Source organism: Butyricimonas synergistica DSM 23225 (genome assembly GCF_000379665.1).
Lineage (GTDB): Bacteria > Bacteroidota > Bacteroidia > Bacteroidales > Marinifilaceae > Butyricimonas > Butyricimonas synergistica.
In genome coordinates this window covers 760,516-780,417 of sequence record NZ_KB903359.1, presented here as the reverse complement: position 1 = coordinate 780,417, position 19,902 = coordinate 760,516, and the positions used below count along the sequence as shown (strand labels likewise).

Genomic DNA, 19,902 nt, shown 5'->3' with positions numbered 1-19,902 from the left:
GCGACGAATATTGCCGAAAGTCGAGTGCAGACAACAACCTCGTGTTGATTGTATGCCGAGACCAAGGCATATATGTGCAAAAAGCAAATATATGGAAATCCAGAGAAAATGCCAGTGGTGCGGCAAACCATTTATAGCACACACGATGGTAACACGCTATTGCAGCAAATTGTGCAATGAAAAAGCGTACAAAGAGAAGAAGCGGAAGCAACGATTGCAGGCTTACGAGGAACGGCAAAATGAGCAGCCCATGCAGGAAGTCGGTATCGTGGGGAGCAAGTTGTATCTCTCCCCTGCCGAAGCCGCTACCCTTTTAGGTATCAGCCGGGCGACCATCTATCGCCACATGGCTGTCGGAATCATCCGGGCTTTACAACTTCGTGGGCGTACCATTATCCGCAAGTCGGACATTGAAAAGATGTTCGACAACGCACCTGATTACAAGAAACGTAATTATGGAAGGAAACAGACCGCACTCTATTACACCACGAATGAGATCTTGGAGAAGTACCAAATCCAAAAGAAAACCCTCTACCGTAGATGCAAGCTGTATAACATCCCGAAGATTGAGGAGGGCAATCGGGTGTTCTACAACCGTAGTCTTATAGACAAATACTTCGCTGACCTTGCCGAGGATATCAATCCAGCAAGCTACTATACGCCGGAGCAGGTTATGGAGAAATATAATATGAGCCGTAATGCGGTAATCACATTTGCCTTGCGGCACAATATCCCCCGAATCAACCGCCACCACGAGGTGTATTATTCCCGTGCCCATATAGACGCGATTAAGGAAAAGCAGGAGAAGCTGAATCCCGACTATTATACCTACGATGAAATCACAGAGAAATACGGACTTACCAAGATTAATATCAGCTACTATGTCAACAAGTACGACATCAAGCGGTTCAGGCAAGGAAGCCGGACAATGGTGCTGCGTTCGGAGTTTGACAAAGTCTATATTGAGCATCGCGATGGAACATATACACCCAAGAAACGGGAAAAGAAATACGACATGCCGAAAGAGACCTTTGTAATCCCCGAAGGCTATTACTCATCCGAACAAATTGCGACAACCTATCAGATGAACAGGAAAACCATTTGCAGGCTGTGCCGTGAAAACGACATTCCTAAAATCAGTCATGGTGGGTTCAACTATTACGAACAACTGTCAGTTGACCGATTCTTTGCCAAGTACAAAGCGGCTGACAATATCAAGGAATGGATTGGTGCGGAGCAAATGGAAGAAATCTACGGCATGAGCAAAGATGCCCGATGTTCGTTTGTGCATCGCCATAAAATCCCCTCCCGTGTTGTTTATGGCAAAGTCCAGTATTCCAAAGACCATATCGACATCATCAAAAACGGTGGCTTCGACCAACGGGAAAGGTATTACAGTGTAGCCGAAGCGATGGAAAAATACGGCATTCGCAGGGATGATGTTTATAATTATGCGAGGTACAACAGCATACGGAAGATGCATCACGGCAAGTCGATGTTCCTGCTGAAAGAGGATTTTGACAAGGTTATGGCTGAAAAATCCGGCATCTGAGAATTATTCTGCACAGACAAGAATCATTTTCAGTAATGGCAGTCCTCAGCATTGTTTCATTGTATTGGTTTGCAACAGATTATTCACCAATTATAATATTTATCATTATGCACGAATGTAAAACTGTAACATTGAGGACAAGACCTCTAAAGAAAAACATGTTGTCATTCTATCTGGATTATTATCCCGGTTATCGCGACAAAGAGAGTATGAAGGTAATCCGTCATGAATCTTTGGGCATCTATATCTATGCCAATCCAAAGAACCAACGGGAACAGAACTTCAATGCCGTCATGTCGGAAAAGGCGGAAGCTATCCGATGCCGACGTTTTGAATCCATCGTCAATGAACGGTATGATTTCTTTGACAAGAGCAAGATGAAAGGAGATTTCCTTGCCTATTATAAGAAGACACTCCGCAAACACGACCAAAAATGGGAGTTCGTCTATCTGCATTTCTGCAATTTCGTGGGCGGTAAATGCTCATTCGAGGAGATTGACGTGGACTTATGCAACAAGTTCAGGGAGTATCTGCTCAATGCGAAGCAACTGAGACGTCCGGAGCGTCCCATATCACGCAATTCAGCCGTGGGCTATTGGTCCACATTCAGAGGATTCCTCAAAATACTCTATCGCAATAAACTGATTCATTCCAATGTAAACGATTTCTTGGAGAAAATAGAGCCGGAAGATGTGGTCAAAGACTATCTCAGCGTAGAAGAACTGTACAGATTGGCAGAAACGCCCTGCAAGATACCGGTTCTGAAAACCGCCTCGTTGTTCTCTTGCCTGACAAGTTTGAGAATCAGCGATATTCTCACATTGCGGTGGGAAGAAATCGTTGACTTTGCAGCCGGAGGAAAATGCGTATATACTGTCACTCAAAAGACAAAGACAGAAGATATTATCCCCATCAGTGATGAGGCCTTGCAATTAATCGGTTATTCCCCGGAAAAGACAGGACTGGTATTCAAGGGACTGAAAAGATGCTGGACACAGTACCCCATGAAAGAGTGGATTCGAACTGCCGGTATCACCAAAAACATCACGTTCCACTCGTACCGGAGAACATTCGCCACCTTGCAGGCTGCTGCCGGAACGGACATCCGGACCATTCAAAGTATCATGGCGCACAAAAGCATCACCACTACCCAACGATACATGAAAGTAGTGGATAGCAACAAGCGAAAAGCCAGCAATAAAATCTCCCTGATTCGTAAGAGCTAACGGACATAAACACCGTTTTTATATGGTTAGAGTATGATTTCTGAGTATGATTCATATTCTAACCATAATTATTTATAAATATCTGTCCAACAACCATTAGTATTTATGGTTATATGGAAATTAGTGCAGAACTTTGTGGCATAGAATTGTAAACAATCACAACTATATGGAGAATAATGTACAAGTTCAGAAAACCGCGGACATCAGTAGTCTGGTATGCGTGGTAATCGTTTCACTCTCGGCACTCACCGCATACAATCTTGGAGAAAAGTTCAATCACTACATTCTGTTTGATGTCACCATTTTTATTATTTCTTTGGTAATGCTCATTGTGACCTTTGCCGTATTCCGCAAAGTAATGGCAGGGCTTTATAAGAGTATTAACAATAGTGCTATAAATAAGCGAGTACAAAGTAATTGTTCGCAAGAGGTTAGCTCAGATAATTCTATAACAGAGACTCAACCGGTTATACTGGAACAAATGCCGGACAGTTTGGAAAAATACGAGAGCATTCTCGTGGAAGAGCAGCTGAAAGAGGTGAAGCGGAAAAGGGATACCATGATAGCCATCCGTGAATATGTGGTGGAAAAGGCCTCAAAATATCTGTCAAAGGAGAATATCAGCACGTTATTCCACAATATCGAGTGTCTTGCCGAAAATCGGGTGACAGACTGCCAGCCAATCCATTCAACGAAAGAAGCAAAGCTCAGTTCTCCCTCTTTAAGACATTTGGCTTGGAATATCGGCGAACGGCTTGGAGTCTCCCGTCGCGACAGGGCGGTATTCATCAAATCATCTTTCCCATACGAATTGCGTAACGCTGATATAGAATATCTGGAAGCCAATTTGCGTGTTAATGCCCCATGCGACATTCCTATTGACGTGCCGGACAAAAGAGATTTCCGCTTTCATAACAACACTTGAGAATTAAACCGTGCAGACGGTAATCATTCTTCCGGCTGACGAATTTCTGCAAGATTTCATTCTGTTGGTTTGCAGCATATTAATTTAAATTATTGATAATATGACTGCAACTGAGTTAACTTTTAACGACCTGCCGAAAGTGGTAGGCGAACTATGCGAGCGAATCGCAAGTATGGAAAATTTGCTTAGGGACAATCTTAACCGTCAAAGTGAACCAAAGGAGAATCTGCATGTACCTATGACGGTACAGGAAGCCTGTGCTTATCTGAAAATGCCGGTCTCCACCTTTTATTACAAGATAAAGAAGGACAGCATTCCTGTAATCAAGCAAGGAAAGCACCTCTATATCTATCGTGACGAACTCGACAAATGGCTGGAAGCATCACGCAAAACGTCAGTACCTCTCACCTATGAGGAAGAAAACGAAGCGATGTATGCCTCACATCGTCGCAAGCCTAACCCTAAAAACTGGTGAGTATGGAAACAGCAACACCCATTGAAGATCTTGCTCAGGTCGCTACAAGATGGCAAGATACCATGCTCAGTTTGGGAAAGGAGTACAAACAGGAGCCGGAAGTTCTGAAAATAGGCGGAGTGCCTGTCGGGACATTGGGAAATTTCAGTGCATCCATTGGCAAGGCTAAAAGCAAAAAGACTTTCAATGTTTCCGCTATGGTGGCAGCTGCTTTGTCCGGAAAGGAAGTCCTTAACTACACAACGGATTTCCCAGAAGGAAAGAACCGCATCCTTTACATTGACACAGAACAGAGTCAGAACCATTGTATGATTGTGATGCATCGTATCATGAAACTGGCAGAGTTGCCGGCCAATGAGGATTGCGGCCGTTTCTATTTTCTCGCTCTACGCAAGTTCAATCCCAAGGAGCGTTTGGCTATCATAGACGATGCCATCAGTCAGATTGAGGGTCTCGGCTTCGTGGTGATTGACGGAATACGCGACCTGGTTTATGACATCAATTCACCAAGTGAAGCCACATGTGTAATATCCAAACTTATGCAGTGGACTGACGAATACCAGATTCATCTTCACACCATCCTTCACCAGAACAAAAGCGATGAAAATGCCCGTGGGCACATCGGCACGGAAATCAACAACAAGGCTGAGACTGTCATCCAAATCGAAAAAGACAAGGACAACAGCAACATCAGCAAAGTGGAAAGTGTGCATACCCGTTCCAAAGACTTCCTGCCATTCGCATTTTGCATCAATGACCAATCACTGCCCGAACTTCTGCCGGACTATGTGCCGACAAAGAAGAGCGCAGGTCGTCCCAAACAGGAACCGTTCTCCCCTTATAAGGATATCCACGAAGCCATCCATCGCAAGGCTCTCGAACTGGCTTTTGACGGTAAAGAGACTATTTCGGGATATAAGGCTTTAGAAGAAGAACTGACCACCGCCTACGAACTGGCAGGAACGAAATTGAATCACAACAAGATTGTAGAGCTGATTAAGTTTCTCACGAACAAACGGATGGTGGTTCAGGAAAGCCGTGGCATTTATCGGTTCATGCCGGATTACCATTATTGACTCTCCACTTGACTTTATTCTAAAAGTGTCCATTCGTATATAAGCCAAAGTTTAAGCGCAACGACTGGTTTCATGCTGATTCACGGAATCGGTCGTTGCCATTGACTGGGCTTGCCCGTTGTACGGACATTATCTTATATGGGTAGCATAATCCCCCCAAGCAACCAATCGGTCGTTTGAGATTGCCAAATCCTTCAGCAAGCTGATTGATGAGAAAAAGGCGTTATTTGGGCATTTTTTCTTTTCGCCAGCATTTCTCCTCGTCTTTCTCGCCCAAAAGCGAAATTTGCCAGTTAAATTGCGTCTGGGCTTGCCCATTATACAACATTTATTGAGTTAGGGTAACTCAATACCCCAAGCGATAAATCGCTCGTGAGATGTTGCCAATCTCCAGCAAGCAGGATTGAACTTTATAGCAACTATGGAGTTCGTTTTCACTCCATGTGCATCGTATTTTGGAGTGTCGTCCAACATCTTTGTAGGCTCTGTTTGACAGCTACCATAGACAAGCGTATTTCAGTAGTTCTTTTACGAACTCTTTTAGGAATCATTTTTCATAATTCAAGTTCCAATGCCAGTATTCCGGAGTAATGTCGGCCACCATAAATGCAGATATTAGATGATGAACACAGAACTATTGTACGAACGCTTGCTAATTTAACTACATGAATCTGCCATATTCCTTAGGCTGATTTAGCCAACCTCCTAATGGCATCATAATTATTCCACATCCAATGAAGGAAGGCTATTATCCTCAAATCTATCAAAGTCAGATTGGAAAAGGCGGTCTTGAATGATCCTGTACTTTTCAAACTCTGATTCAGCAAACTCTTTAGCAAATTCAGCAGAAACCTTTCCGCTATCCTGTAATATAGGACTATCAAATAAATTGATGAATTTGTCTATTCGCTTTGCCCAATCTTCCATTGTCATAGGTATATGACGCATAGCCATACTTTCTGCCATATCAAGGGACGCATTGACTATCCTGCCCATTTCTTCCAATTCTTTTTCTCGCAAATAGTTCTTTGCTACAGACACGTCAGTTTTGACAATTTTTCCATTCGGAGCATTCTCCCATGTGGTCAATCCCATGTGTTCCTTATTCGCATCGGCTCGTTCAACTATCAACTCCGCAGCGGTATGTCCATGCACAGCATAGTGCATTTTGTTCTGTACCTTCTTGAAGAAAAGACGGGTTGTCGGAGCATCCTTGTTATAGTCTATTGCCGTAGCATAGATATCCGTGAGTTTCTGATAAAAACGACGTTCACTCAGTCTTATCTCCCTTATTTCGGCAAGCAAATGCTCAAAGTAATCCACACCTAAGAAAGCCCCGTTCTCCATTCGCTTATGATCAAGCACATATCCGCGAATAGCAAACTGGCGGAGTACAAACGTACACCACTGCCGGAACTGAGTGGCACGAACAGAATTGACTCTATATCCGACACTGATAATGGCATCGAGATTATAGAATGTCGTGTTATAGTTCTTGCCATCCGAAGCAGTTGTTTCCATTTTGGAAATAACTGAATTTTCAACCAACTCTCCACTCTCAAAGATGTTTTTAAGATGCTTGCTGATTGCAGGTACTCCCACATCAAAAAGCTGCGCCATAGCCTTTTGTGTCGCCCAAATGGTCTCATTCTTATACATCACTTGGATCCCATCCTCCTTACCCTCAAGCATGAAGATGAGAAACTCAGCCGTACTATTTCGTATTTCTATATTCTTTGCCATAATTTAATAGCTACTCCGTCTTACTCTAGATTTTCACTTTATCATTTTAAAGTTAATGTTCATTTATTTTTTAGATGTATTATTAATCCCTTCGGCTACATTATGGAGGTTTTCCTGATGTGAAACATAACCGTCAACAATGTCAAAATGTAACGTTTTCAGAAACGTTGTACATTCACGCATTGAAATATGAATGCCATATCTATCACGTAAATAATTCATCATGGTTTGTACGGCTTCAAGAGTACGTTTAGCTGGACCGACAAGCATTGGTTTTAACAAAGCTAAAAGTTCTACATCATTCAGATGATTTTCAGCATTATTATTTGGAGTAGAATACAGATCCTTTTCTCTTCGTTCGCTTTGTTTTGGAATCTCGGCAATATCAGGAAACAACGTATTAACCTTATCCAAAAAGAGCGGAAGGTCCTTTCTCTTAAAAAAATATGGTTGATCCCCATTTTTTAATTTAAAATGCTTCGGTTCACCAAGAATTATCTGGTCTTGATATATCTTGCGAGAATAAAAAGAAACTGTACTCTTTTCATTAAGTCTTGCCTTAGCAATCTTATTATTCCAGCACACAAGGACGTCATTGTCACTATCATATCCGAGAAATATGAAAGGATCTGAAGACTTCTTTATTTCATCAAAACAAACACGTCTATTAAGTTGCGCGCGTGTAGTGTCTGGGCGTGATTTAAAATAGGCTGACGTAAGTTTAATCATATATATATGATAACGTTGGCCTTTGTACTTAATCACAAATGGTTGTTCTCCGTTGACATATTCAAAATCAGGATTACCTGTCATTACGGCAAGAAACAAATCCCTCAATGTATCTGGGTTAATCTTGCTCATATCTGTATACTTTTAAAAAGTGAACTTTCATTTATTTCTAAGTTCTTATCCTGTATAGTTTTAACTGTCGACAAGTCGCAATCAAAATGAATATTAGAAAGTGATTTTGGTATATTCTCAATTGCTATTGATGGTATATCTTGATAATCATAGAACGCAATGGTGTCAAGTGCTTGTTGATAATCGAAACTGACATCATTTACCTTATCAAAATCACGACCAAGAGTCTGCACAATTATTTCATTAAGACGATATTGAAGTTTGAGGTCAGAAACTTTCTTGCAAATAGAATTCTTTAAATCAAAAATAGTTCTCCCATGTCCCGTCTCAATTACAAACACAGAGGCAATAAGAAGATTTGCGTTAACATTAGGATGAAGTTGTTCTAAAGAAAATGTATGAATTCGTCTTGCATTTCTAGTACTCTTAACCTCAATTTTATCTATACCATCATTAAAATCAAATTTATCATTTGGGGATACATGCCATGACTGGAGAAGATACGCAGGACTTTTAGATCGTTCGATAACTAATAGTTCCGCCCAAAGACCTTGTAAGGTTTTCTTTGATGGTTTACTCAAATTACTGAACAAGTCAGCGATTTTCATTAATTCAATTTTGAGGGTCTTGATTGTAACATTATCAGAAAGTCCATGCAAAAGAATACAAACCACATCTATAAAATACTTCTGATAATCAACATTCCCAGCATTCAAGGAGACAATTGTGTACTCATGAGTTCTCCGTATTTCATTATTCTCTATAATGCTGCAGGATCGATTAAACATAACTTTTATAAACTCCATTGTAATGTCAAGAGTTTTCTCTTTACCCAACGTCTGAATAAAAAACATAGGATAACCCTCTGGCGAAATTCCTATTTTATGTTGACAAGCAAACGGTATAGAATCAGCCGCATAGCATCCTTCTTCAACTGGTTTGTTTAAGAGGGATTTGAACACTTGATGAACATCATTCATATTTTTTGACTGAATTTCGGGGTTCAACATAACTAACTGCAAAGTCTTCGGGATAATAAATAGCAAGAGTATATGCCGCCTTGCCGCTCCACTTATAGTCTGCACACTTCAATCTTACCTTATGCAATTGTATGCAAATAGCATCTTCAAATTTAATTTCTGAATCACCCGGATATATATGATATCCTTTAGGATCATGACCTGCGTGAATATTATTAACAGTCTTTTTCTCCAAATTAAAGGCACGCTCACGTCCCATTGTATTCCTATATGCCATATGAATGAAATATACATATTGCATTGGATTATTTTCTTGCGAGGCAAGATACTGAATATATCTTAATGTCGCCTGTTTTCTCGCAGCATCAGGCGCACATTGAAAGTTGAAATTAGTAAGAAAATCAATTGCTTGTTCTATAGAAAGTTTTACATATCTGTGATCCCTGTCATCAGTTCCATATGGTTGATAAGATTTGAACGATACCGTTCCCAGAAAATCTTCCACGAATTTAGTATTTTCTTCTATATTCTGAAAGGCATTCATTTTTCTCCAACCATTTAATTTACAGTAAACTGTATCCTTTGACAGAATGTTTTTACGTGTAGCATTAAGGCTTGGAGATATAAGAAGAAGTTTTTCAACCTTACGAAGATCTGTATTCTTCTTAAGCCAGTCGCGCATTTCTTCTTCATGATCTACATATTCACTATATTCGAGAGCTGTATCTTCTGGAAGATATACTCGACAAGAATAAAGATAGTTGCGTTTATAACCAAAAAAACGGCATCGCTGCTGAATCGTGTCAGCAGTAGATTTACTTACGCTGTGACGAGGCATATATGTAACAGCCAACCTCTCAACAGTAAAACCTCTGTTGAGCATATCCGCACCAACAAGAATATGAGAAATACTACTATCCCAATCTATCTCCGATGTCTGTCCTTTCTTTTTATTACGGCTAATAATCAACATTAGATTAGTCTCATAGATGATGTCCGGAACGTGCTGCATTATCTCTTCGAATGTTGGATAGTCCTCACCATGGCTCTGATACTCACGTATCGCTTCTGGATACATTGATTTAAATTCCTTAATAAAATCTGTATATGCCAAGTCTTGAGAACCTGCATTAAGCATATCAGTCCAAACGCCTACAATATTTTTAATCCACCCATGAAATTTCTCACTAGCATCTTGTTCCTTATCTGCATGAACCATCATTGAAAGAAATGGCTCACGCTTTTTAATTTTGACTATAATCGCTACACTCATTATATGAAGAATAAGTGCATCTTTCAGAGATTGAGGGCAGCATGGCAGATTATTCCTTTTACTATGGTAAACCTCATTATCTTGGATAGTCAGGATTAAACCAGGTTCATCTTTGAAGAAAGTTTTGCCTCCAGTATACTTTTTGCCTGGTGTAAGAACTTTGTGATGTTTCGGAGAAAGAAGGTCAAGAATGCTAATTAGTAATGGTCCTTGTGGCGTTGCAGTATATTGAATATACGAATGATTTGGCAATACAGACTTTAAAGCAAGAATGCTCTTATAAGTTGCAGTAAATTCATCTTCGCCCCAATCAGTTGATTTACTGTTTTTGAAAGCGTATCCATTAAGACTTGCCTGATCTGCTTCGTCATCAATAATCATTACTCCTTGATTTTTCAGAACATTCCTAATTGATACATTTTGAAAAATCTCCGTAAGGTGATCTATGTGGATGTCTTTCTTCAGAACAGTTATGAGTATTGTTGGCTTAGTGGTAATCCTAAACTCATTACTAATTCTCTGCACATCATCCAAAGTAGGATTTTCATGCAGTTTATAATATGCAGCATTTTCATTGCCATTTATAAGGTCTTTGCGAAGGCGCTTTGTTGTTTGCTCAAGAAGATTATTTTTGGTTCCGGCAAAATAAATTATGACTCTAAAACCATTATCATGTGCAAGCGCAGATAACAAAGTAAAAGACATGGTCTTACCACTTTGCACATATCCAACCACAAGATTTGTAATTGACTGTGGGACACTTTGCTTAGGGTTAATACAATAAGACAAAATGTCAACAGTCTCGTCTCTTGTAGTATTAAGTTCGTCCATGTCGAGTTTAGTGGCAAAACGGTCAAGAAGTTCAATTGTACGATCTCCAATAATCGGAGTAAAATCGTTAGTATTTTGAGGATTCAATATCTGTATTTCCATTTTATTGCATAAGATTTTGATTGAACAAAAGTCTAAGTTTAGAAGCAGACTGCACTCCATAATTTGGAGCCATTAACTCCGCAAGTGTAAGGGCCTTGAAGACCGATATAATTGGCATATAGTCGTTACCTTTTTTAAATTGATCGAATCGAGTAAAAAAAGGATGTGCAATGTTAATCTTACAAGTAACTAATTTAGATTCCATTGCATCAAACAAAGTCTTTTCATTAGAGTCTACATCTCCCATTGTTACGGAATAAATTGAATCACTATCATTTTCAGATACAAGTTCAATATTAAGCGTATAAAGTTCCTTCCCAAGAGTAAAAGATTCCGAATTACCACCAAGACGTTCGGCCTGCTGAATAAGTTGTTCAGACTGCATAATATGCTGCTGGTCGTTAATCTTATTCTCGGTTTCTTGTACTAATCGAGTTAATTGTTTCGGTTTACTTTCTTTGTTAAGGGCTTTCGTGACATTCTTTGCAATATCACTATGCTGTTCACGATCGCGTTGACGGTAATTATCGGCTTGACCAAGAAGATTGAATCCATCATTTCTAAGTTCATCTCGCAATGCTTCCATAAAAGCATAAAGATCTTCTTCATCACGAAATCCATTTTTATTAAACGTAACCTCAAAACCTTCCAGTTCAAGTTCACCAAAAAGCCTTTTATAACGGAAATTACCTGGCGAGCCGAATATAACTTGAGGAAAATAACGTTCATCACCTCCACCAACAATTACTCGACCTCTACGCATTAGGACAAGACCATTAGCATTGTTTTGAATTTTATCAAGAATTGCAATAAACCCTCGAGCTTTATATTCACCCGCTTCGAAATTAACATCCTTTTTCCAGAGTATACTATTGCCTTTTGGCGTTTTATAATAAGGAACATTAAGAATGTCAAAACAAGGTGCTTCCAGTTTTACATCATTGACTTTAATTTCCACCTCACCACTACGCAAGAATTTTCTATAAATGCTTGATAAATGACGACGTACTTTATCCATCTGATTGCTTGTCGGTGCATGGTTAGACAATTCTGTTAGTTCTATACGGGTAAAATGAGCCTCAATTGGCATCGGTGTTTCCGTTACTAAGAGTTCCTCTCTACCTTCCGTTGTAACCTTATGCAAATCAAATTCGGTATATCTCTGCATTGATTCACCAAGAGCTTTGGTATAAACTCGCCATTTATTAGCAAGCCATACAGACGCAGTTTTCATACCCATACCGAATTCATTGAGTCCAGTATCATCAATAGGCACATGAGCAGGTTCAAAAGCCCGTTCGTAATTATCCGTATCAATACCAGCAGCATTATCCTCAATTACAATTGATTTCCGTTCCCAATTTACAGCTATAGTTATTCTTAATCTATAATCGGGCTCTACAGATAAAAGCAATTCACGATTGTTGAGATAACTCTGAACCGCATTGTCAACATACTCTCCTAGAGTATTGGAGACTGTATTATTTAAGTTCCTGAATGTACTATAAACATTTGGTTTAAGTGCAATAGATACTGTGTTTATTTGTTTCATCTTTTATCCTCCGGGATTAAATTATCAGCAATTCTTTTGACGACCTCTACGTTAACTGCATTACCAAATGCCCGGAATGCCTTAGCTATAGTATCAGGTATTTCATGAAGATCATCCATACATTGAAGTTTTGCTGCTTCTCGTCGAGTCATATATCTACCACGTTCGCCTTTTGGTGTAACAATCCAAGGAATTATTGGAATCTGTGTTGTATTTAGTACGAGAGCTGGAGAATATGTTGGTAATTTAACTCTTATTCCCGATGCTCGAAACTGAATGATTTTCGTATATATGTCTGGATGCTCTTCAAAGCCACAATTCCATTCAAATTTTTGATGACTGTTCTCAAAGCCTGATTGCTGAATTTCCTGCATCCATTCTTGAAGGATATTCTGATGGTCTTGATAAAATTTTCTGTTTTGTGTAATATATTGAATTTTCCAATCAGGAAATGAAAATTTACGATCTTGATCACTGAGTCTTTTACATGGATTGTCCTGCGCATATATAGGAAGACAAAATAAATAGTCATCTTTACTATTTCCACGTATAGGTTGCCCAAAATTACCTCGTTTCCCTTCGAGTTGTTTACGTGTTTGAAAATATGGAGCACGCCCTTTATAGTCATATGTAGCACCAAACTCCATTGCCCATATAGGGAAAGTTGGAATAGGAACATTATTCTCTGCAAGAATATCTAGAAAGTGTTGCCATACAGCAATATGACGTCTTGTTGCTGGACGCATTGACATGTAATCTTCATCTTCCGGAATTAAAATAGACTGAATATTACACTCAATTTTCTCCTCGTGAGATGGAAAACTAAAGTTACGTAATCCTCCAAGAGATTTAAGACGCCCTACAATGTAAATTCTAGTCCTATGCTGAGGAATACCGAAATGATGTGGAGAAATTATATCATCAGCAATATCATAGAGTGTACTTAACTGTTCAGATATTACCTTATATGTATTACCTCCATCATGCGACTTAAGATTAGGGACATTTTCAAGAAACACATATTCTGGTTTATGTTCATTAAGAATGTCCATAATCCTATAGAAAAGATTACCACGTCCTTGTTCATCTTCAAATCCGCCTTGCATCCCAGCTTTAGAAAATGGTTGACATGGAAAACCTGCACATAAGATGTCATGTGCAGGAATTTCATTTTTAATATCTACCTTAGTAATATCTCCAGCACATGGTATTCCATGATTTCTTTCATATAATTGCCTAAGATCCGGGTTAATCTCACTCGCAAATACGCATTCGCAACCAAGTTGTTCAAGCGCAAGGTGAAATCCACCTAATCCTGCAAACAAATCTATAAACTTAAGTGGCATATTATCGTTTAACTGTTATCATTTGATTTCATTAATACCTATTTCCTTGAGGTAATTATAAGTCTCATCGTACCATTCTGGTTTTCTTGTTTCATCAGGAGGTACGCCATTATCACCATTCGGTACAACGATTACCATACCTTGACGAGCTCGGGTAAGTAGTACTCGATAGGCATTAATTTGGTACTCTTGGTTGATAGGCTTGTTGATGTTCTGCCACATAGTGCCTGAACGAAGTTGGTAATGTTGCCATGACGTATGATCCTTGTTAAGACGTAAGTCTGCATCCCAAGCCACACATGCCCAGTCGATTTCAAGACCTTGTACTTTGAATTCCGTAAGTGTGTCTTCAAGAGCATTTGATGAGCGAATATCAGAGTCATCTTCGAGGAACCAATGAACGAAGTCGGGTTGATAACGCACATTTATACTAATGGCTTTCAGACGCTCTGCCTTGCTACTGGCAAGAAGTCCGTAACGTTCACTTCCTCGCGCATGCTTTCGTAACCACTGCTTTGCTGTTTCTAACGAGCGAGTCAGCACTATAGGATAATTACCTAATTCTTTTAGGGTGGCGGCAGCGTCATTTTTTTGAAGAGCTATGAGTTGATTAACGAAGATGCTCACTTTTTCGGAACGAAATGAACGCATTGACATCTTTAAGTGAAGGTCCTCACAAGGCTTCAATTGTTTATGAATCAATGCCAGTTCTTCTTTATCTATATCCCCTGATTCGACAAGAAACTCTGACATGAAGACATCCCAATCTTGATAACGGCGATTTATGGACGCAATCCATTCCTTCAATCCTGCTTCGCCTTTATTTATGGCTTGCCCGTTTCCAACAAGACAAACGACAACTCCCCAATCTATCTGACGATCCATGCAGGATATAAGATATTCAGGCTCACTATAAGGAAAATCTTTGACATTCTTCTTTTCTCGCATAAAGCGTTTAAGTTCTTCTCCAGTCCACGCCCGTTGAGCTTCGTCGAATATGGCAACATGCTCTGCTGGAATATAAGCCTTATCTTTATGATCGATGAAGTAGCCTTCTTTTGGTCGTATTTCATTACCGATAACTTCTGTACCTTCGAGATAGAGGTCACGATAGTGGTGAATCATTTGGATAAAAGCCTTAACTTTACTCTTGGCTTCTTTTTTTGTGCATGATTTACGACCTTCCAACTTTGCTTTAATCTTCTCACGACGAATAAAGTCACGAGTAAGCGCTTCTTGTAATACTTCTACGAGAGGAAAGTTACCCGATAGATAAACGGCTTTTTCACCACGATTGAATTGGTCGATGGCCGTATTTAGCCCAATGAGCGTTTTGCCTGCACCAGGAACACCGGTAATAAAGCAGATAGCTTTGCGACTATTCTCACGGCAATAGTCTATGATTCGTCTAAGTTCAGCGGAAGCCTTATCAATATCTCCACCATGTTTCGTAATATCTTCTACAGTATTTTCTTCGTATAGTGCAACGGCTGCCTCTATTATGGTTGGAGTTGGTTCATAGCCACTCTTTGCCCATCGCTCATCACGTTCTGCAGAGTGTTCTATAACACTATGGGGAATTTGTGACAACGGAATAGAAATGGCTTCATCAAGATGATTTGCATTTGCCAACAATGGTTCATAAACATCATCCCCATAATTATGAAGAACTAATATACAATTTTTATCTTTTTCTGATGGTGCAAGCAGAATAGGCACGATGATTCGTTCCAAACTGCCTTCTTGGAAATTTTTCAAATCAAGAGCATAATCCCATACCTGAGTAATAGCATCGTGAGTAAACTTACTATCTGCAGTCTTATATTCGAGAATGAAAATAAGTTCATTGATAACAAGAATTACATCTGCACGTTTTCCCATTCGAGGAATATTGTACTCAAAATAGATACTACCTTTGTTTTTATACGGCACAAGAACATTTCTCAACGACTCAATCTCCTCTAACCATGAGTTGGAGGTTTCGTCGTTGATGTCATGTTGGCTTGCAAGAGCCAGTTTACCAATAATTTCATCAGTGCTCCTGTCTAGAAACATCGAAATCGTATCCGAATAATAATATCTTGTTGCTGCCATTATTTCTCTAAGTCAATTTTTTCTTTTATGACAATATCTATCATCGCCACTAATCATACAATCAACTCGCCCGGCATATATCTCCGCTATACGAATTTGCAGATAGTCCTTCTTCAAGGTAGATAAGAATTTTCCCAAACTTCTCTGTTGTAAACTCAGTACGCCCATGTTCCTCCAACCTTTTACGGTTGTGGATTTCCAACTGGCTTTTGAAATTGGCATACAAATTATCCTCTTCCGCAATTTGGACATATTCATAGTCCATTTGCTTAAGAGTGGCTATTAGTCCGGCTTCCAATGCCGCTTCGCTCTGTATTGACATATCCTTTCCCTGCTATGGTGTTATTACTTATTTATTCCAACTTGTAGTATTTTGATACCTAATGCATTTTCAATTTTGCACAAAGTTTCCAATGACAGATTCTCGCGACCTTTCAACACCTTGGAGACATATTGCTGGGTACAGTTCATTCTCTCAGCTAACGCTCGTTGTGTCATGCCAAGTTCCTCTATTCGGTTTGACATGGTTGCAGCTATAGTTTGCGAATAGTACATCCACTTTTCACCTTTATTCTCCACCGCTTCTACGTCCAATCCTAAAACCGTGTCTATCTGTTCTTCAGCCATTGTGTATATAAAAAATACCTTTGTCTTACTCTGTAGGCAAAGGTAGTATAAATAATCGAGATGGCACAACTTTCTGGTTGTTGATTCATGTTTGCCCCATATATAATTTTAATTAATAAAGCCAGCGTTTTATGGTTAACATAATTTATCTATAATTGTTTTTATATATCTTGGCACTCTTCTCTCATCTTCTGCATCCAAATGAAATCCATGGTATATATTTTCACTTTCACGCTTAAATTCTATATATTGGCTACACTGCTTGTCAAAATAATACAACGTTTTCAGATCCTCACCTATCGCTTTATCTAACAATCGTCTAGCTTCTTCTTTACAGCACATCAATATTGATACTTTATGACCATTATTACTTGGATGTGCTCCTTTGCCATTTTCTCCGTGCTTAGGATTAAGATTAAATATTCTTTGGGGTTTACGGTTTACCTCATACCATTTTGAAAGTGATTTTATATCGAAGTTTCTTACATCAAGTTCTATTTCATTCTGATTACGTTTTGTACGTATGATTTCTGTAGAACAAGTAAAAGCATTAAAATTAACTAATAGGAATGTACTTGCGTCTACAGAAACATATTTTCGCTCCGTCATTTCACACAAAGTATCATCCTTTATCGGTAAACAATAATACATATAGTCTTCTGTGTCCTTTTGTGCTTTTTGTATTCGCCAATTCTCTCCCCATTTACTCAGCACTATACGCATACAGGTCATAATATTGGGATAGCAATCTTCTGCAATTCTTACGGGATACAGAAATGCATATACATTATCTGCATCATAATAGCCTTTATAATTTTCATTCGCTATAAAACAGCATATTTCGTCTATATTTTTTATAACTTTTAAAATTTCATCTTCAGTCATGATGTTTTTAGACTTAATATAATCTGGTTGCCCTACAACTTCCTCATATTTTGGCAGCAATAAAAAAAGTTCGCTGTGTTCCATATCAAAAACCAGTTAATGTCTTCAAATCAATATCTATCTGATCAAAAAATCCCTTAGGTGGGTGAGTTATGCGTCCGGTTTCTGAAATCTGTAATTGATGCGACAAAGCTATATGCTCATGTTCTTCCCTTTCAAAATAGTATATGGATAGTAAATCAGGATTAATCCACTTTTTATTTACTGCCACCAAACTACCATTTATAATATGATCACTATGAGATTCCATCACAATCTGTACCCCACAAGCTACAGCTTTTGAAATCAGTTCCATCAATACAGCTTGTCCTTTCGGATGCAAATGCGCTTCCGGATTCTCAATGAGCACAATGGCATCTTTACTTGCACTTAATACGGCTATTAATATAGGCAATACATAAGTGATTCCAAATCCAGTATTCAAGGCTGTAATGTCTTCCGTAATAGTATTTTCCTCACGACTAAATTTATATTTCAACTTAAAATCCTCTCCCGCAGGTTCTATATTGATTTTGATATTAGGCGAAACAAGACGTAGCCAACGTTCTACTTGCACGGTAAGTCTATAGTCCGGAGTTATATCATCATCTTCGATGATCGCAAGTTCTTTTATAGGAATATTTGTATTTTTATACTGTTCAAGAAAATGTACTGCATATTCACATTGACCCATGATTTTAGATATTTGTTTTTTGGTCACAACCAAGGATGTATCACGGTTGTAACTTTTTTGCGGACCAAAACGAAATGCACTCAAGTACTGAAAATTCTCATTAAACAATGAATATTTCGACAATACAACTTTTGATGTTTCATTACTTTTAGCTCCAGGCAGCATCGTATCCATGATATTGTCAGGATATTCAAATGAGAAAGTCAAATCATCTTGTTCAACAAACTTCATGTTAATATTCAACGAATGTTCCGTTGAAGTCTGACAGGCTAACTCTCCGGACATTCCTGCATCACATAAATCGCCTTTTAGATTTAAGCCAGAATCCAGGTCGTTCATCATAAAGGACTGTCGTAATAATATCAATGACTGTATGACAGTAGATTTTCCCATACCGTTCATACCAGTAAGAATTGTCAGTCCATTTAGCTTCAAATTTGTATGATTATGAAGCTTCAAATTATTTATACTTAAATGAGTAATCATAAATTTATTATTTCTTTTATTAAAGAGTTTACCATAGTAAAACGCTGTTCTACATTATATTTCTGCCCTGTACCGGTTGATATGGAGAAATTAAATTTTTCATCATTAAACAAACGAATCATTCCGTCTTTAAATGCTCCTGCATTTTTCAATAACAACATTTGTTCTTCATCACTCAACCAAGCTATGTTTACACTCAAAGTATCATATACTGATTTTGATATAGGCTTTCTTCTTTCGGAAACATTGTATCTTTTTCGAAATGTATCATCTTGAAATATCTGATAACAACATTTCATTGATTTGTCAAAAGCAATGCGTATGTCATCCCTTTGCGCACGAGTCATTTTATTCAGTTCTCCCATCTTATCATTTAGAAACATATCTAAATCACCAATATAATCCTGATAACCAATAAAGAACGCTACAAATCGGTTTACAAAATCTCTATCTTGCATTCGCTTACTCTTTACAGAATAATTGGTAGCTTTTCTAAAAGACTCCATATTTGCCAACTCTTTCAGAAATATCGCTGCAGGTCCCTGGTTCAAAGCATGGCGCATCTCTTGTGGAGTTAAAGGTTCTCCAGCAGTATTTACACGTTGGAATATTATATATTTTACATCTAATGGAGTCCCTTTACGCAATGTATTCATGGTAATTTTAAGTGATTTGATACGTTTCACTTCAGGACGTGCCAATTGGGAGAAAGTTACCCCTTCAAAATTTTTTAGAAACTGTAGTCCTTCCAGTTTCAGAGGTTCTTCCTCCTTCAATACAAAATCCCTTATTGCACAGATCCGCTGCAACCCATCTATAATAGAAAGTTTTTGACTTACGGGATCTTCGCTAAAATAGAAAGACGGCAAAGGAAGTCCCAGCAGAATAGACTCAATCAGCCTACTCTTTTTTATGTTATTCCATACATCAGCTGCACGCTGAAAATCAGGCTGCAAATCTATCTCATCATTTTCCAACTGCTCTATTAGTGACCCCAAATTAACCGTGGATATATCCACATCAATTTCATTCGGATTAAACGGTTTGGTTATTGCTTCCGAAGAATTATCACCATCAAGATTCTCTTCTTCCACTGCAATTTCCTTATTGTCGATATCTACCATAGTCATAAATT

General features: G+C 38.7%; 16 protein-coding genes and 1 pseudogene. 5 read left to right on the top strand and 12 right to left on the bottom strand.

Going from position 1 to position 19,902, the window contains the following annotated elements; genetic code table 11:
- Window positions 1-91 precede the first annotated feature (91 nt).
- The 5 genes from A3CY_RS0103475 (at window position 92) to A3CY_RS0103455 (ending at window position 5,254) form a co-directional block, all read left to right on the top strand.
- A complete protein-coding gene (locus A3CY_RS0103475; RefSeq protein WP_026207262.1) occupies window positions 92-1,552 on the top strand; it encodes a helix-turn-helix domain-containing protein in 1,461 nt (486 codons plus the stop codon).
- 107 nt (window positions 1,553-1,659) lie between these two features.
- On the top strand, window positions 1,660-2,778 hold the full coding sequence (locus A3CY_RS0103470; RefSeq protein WP_026207261.1) for a tyrosine-type recombinase/integrase: 1,119 nt from the start codon (window positions 1,660-1,662) through the stop codon (window positions 2,776-2,778).
- A gap of 166 nt (window positions 2,779-2,944) precedes the next feature.
- Window positions 2,945-3,703, top strand: a complete 759-nt coding sequence (locus A3CY_RS0103465) for a hypothetical protein (RefSeq protein ID WP_018336506.1) — start codon at window positions 2,945-2,947, stop codon at window positions 3,701-3,703.
- Window positions 3,704-3,803: 100 nt separating this feature from the next.
- The gene (locus A3CY_RS0103460) at window positions 3,804-4,178 is read left to right on the top strand and encodes a helix-turn-helix domain-containing protein (RefSeq protein ID WP_018336505.1); all 375 of its coding nucleotides are present in this window, start codon (window positions 3,804-3,806) and stop codon (window positions 4,176-4,178) included.
- Window positions 4,179-4,180: 2 nt separating this feature from the next.
- Window positions 4,181-5,254, top strand: coding sequence for an AAA family ATPase (locus tag A3CY_RS0103455; protein WP_018336504.1), 1,074 nt, complete (start codon window positions 4,181-4,183; stop codon window positions 5,252-5,254).
- Window positions 5,255-5,974: 720 nt separating this feature from the next.
- Here A3CY_RS0103455 and A3CY_RS0103450 read toward each other — a convergent pair.
- From A3CY_RS0103450 to A3CY_RS0103395, 12 genes and pseudogenes are all read right to left on the bottom strand, one after another.
- Window positions 5,975-6,997, bottom strand: coding sequence for a virulence RhuM family protein (locus tag A3CY_RS0103450; RefSeq protein ID WP_018336503.1), 1,023 nt, complete (start codon window positions 6,995-6,997; stop codon window positions 5,975-5,977).
- A 63-nt stretch (window positions 6,998-7,060) separates the two neighbouring features.
- Entirely contained in the window at window positions 7,061-7,858 is a 798-nt protein-coding gene (locus A3CY_RS20125; RefSeq protein ID WP_018336502.1) for a hypothetical protein, read from the bottom strand.
- Window positions 7,855-8,838 carry a PD-(D/E)XK motif protein gene (locus tag A3CY_RS0103440; protein ID WP_018336501.1) on the bottom strand — a complete coding sequence of 328 codons (984 nt, stop codon included), beginning with the start codon at window positions 8,836-8,838 and terminating at the stop codon, window positions 7,855-7,857. Before A3CY_RS0103440 ends, A3CY_RS20125 begins: the two co-directional genes overlap by 4 nt.
- On the bottom strand, window positions 8,831-11,044 hold the full coding sequence (locus A3CY_RS0103435; RefSeq protein WP_018336500.1) for a Z1 domain-containing protein: 2,214 nt from the start codon (window positions 11,042-11,044) through the stop codon (window positions 8,831-8,833). The genes A3CY_RS0103440 and A3CY_RS0103435 overlap by 8 nt, the downstream gene beginning before the upstream one ends.
- A 1-nt stretch (window position 11,045) precedes the next feature.
- A complete protein-coding gene (locus A3CY_RS0103430; RefSeq protein ID WP_018336499.1) occupies window positions 11,046-12,596 on the bottom strand; it encodes an ATP-binding protein in 1,551 nt (516 codons plus the stop codon).
- A complete protein-coding gene (gene dcm, locus A3CY_RS22390; RefSeq protein ID WP_018336498.1) occupies window positions 12,593-13,942 on the bottom strand; it encodes a DNA (cytosine-5-)-methyltransferase in 1,350 nt (449 codons plus the stop codon). The genes A3CY_RS0103430 and dcm overlap by 4 nt, the downstream gene beginning before the upstream one ends.
- An 18-nt stretch (window positions 13,943-13,960) precedes the next feature.
- Window positions 13,961-16,036 carry a DUF2075 domain-containing protein gene (locus tag A3CY_RS0103420; RefSeq protein WP_018336497.1) on the bottom strand — a complete coding sequence of 692 codons (2,076 nt, stop codon included), beginning with the start codon at window positions 16,034-16,036 and terminating at the stop codon, window positions 13,961-13,963.
- A gap of 106 nt (window positions 16,037-16,142) precedes the next feature.
- Window positions 16,143-16,358 (bottom strand): annotated as a pseudogene (locus A3CY_RS0103415) (hypothetical protein); the annotation flags it as partial.
- Between the two features lie 23 nt (window positions 16,359-16,381).
- Window positions 16,382-16,663: a helix-turn-helix domain-containing protein gene (locus A3CY_RS0103410; RefSeq protein ID WP_018336495.1), complete on the bottom strand. Its 282-nt coding sequence runs from the start codon at window positions 16,661-16,663 to the stop codon at window positions 16,382-16,384.
- Between the two features lie 135 nt (window positions 16,664-16,798).
- Window positions 16,799-17,632 carry a hypothetical protein gene (locus tag A3CY_RS0103405; protein ID WP_018336494.1) on the bottom strand — a complete coding sequence of 278 codons (834 nt, stop codon included), beginning with the start codon at window positions 17,630-17,632 and terminating at the stop codon, window positions 16,799-16,801.
- A 1-nt stretch (window position 17,633) separates the two neighbouring features.
- Window positions 17,634-18,767 (bottom strand): AAA family ATPase, encoded by a 1,134-nt coding sequence (locus A3CY_RS0103400; RefSeq protein WP_018336493.1) that lies wholly within the window; start codon window positions 18,765-18,767, stop codon window positions 17,634-17,636.
- Window positions 18,764-19,891: a DUF262 domain-containing protein gene (locus A3CY_RS0103395; RefSeq protein WP_040371432.1), complete on the bottom strand. Its 1,128-nt coding sequence runs from the start codon at window positions 19,889-19,891 to the stop codon at window positions 18,764-18,766. Before A3CY_RS0103395 ends, A3CY_RS0103400 begins: the two co-directional genes overlap by 4 nt.
- Window positions 19,892-19,902 lie beyond the last annotated feature (11 nt).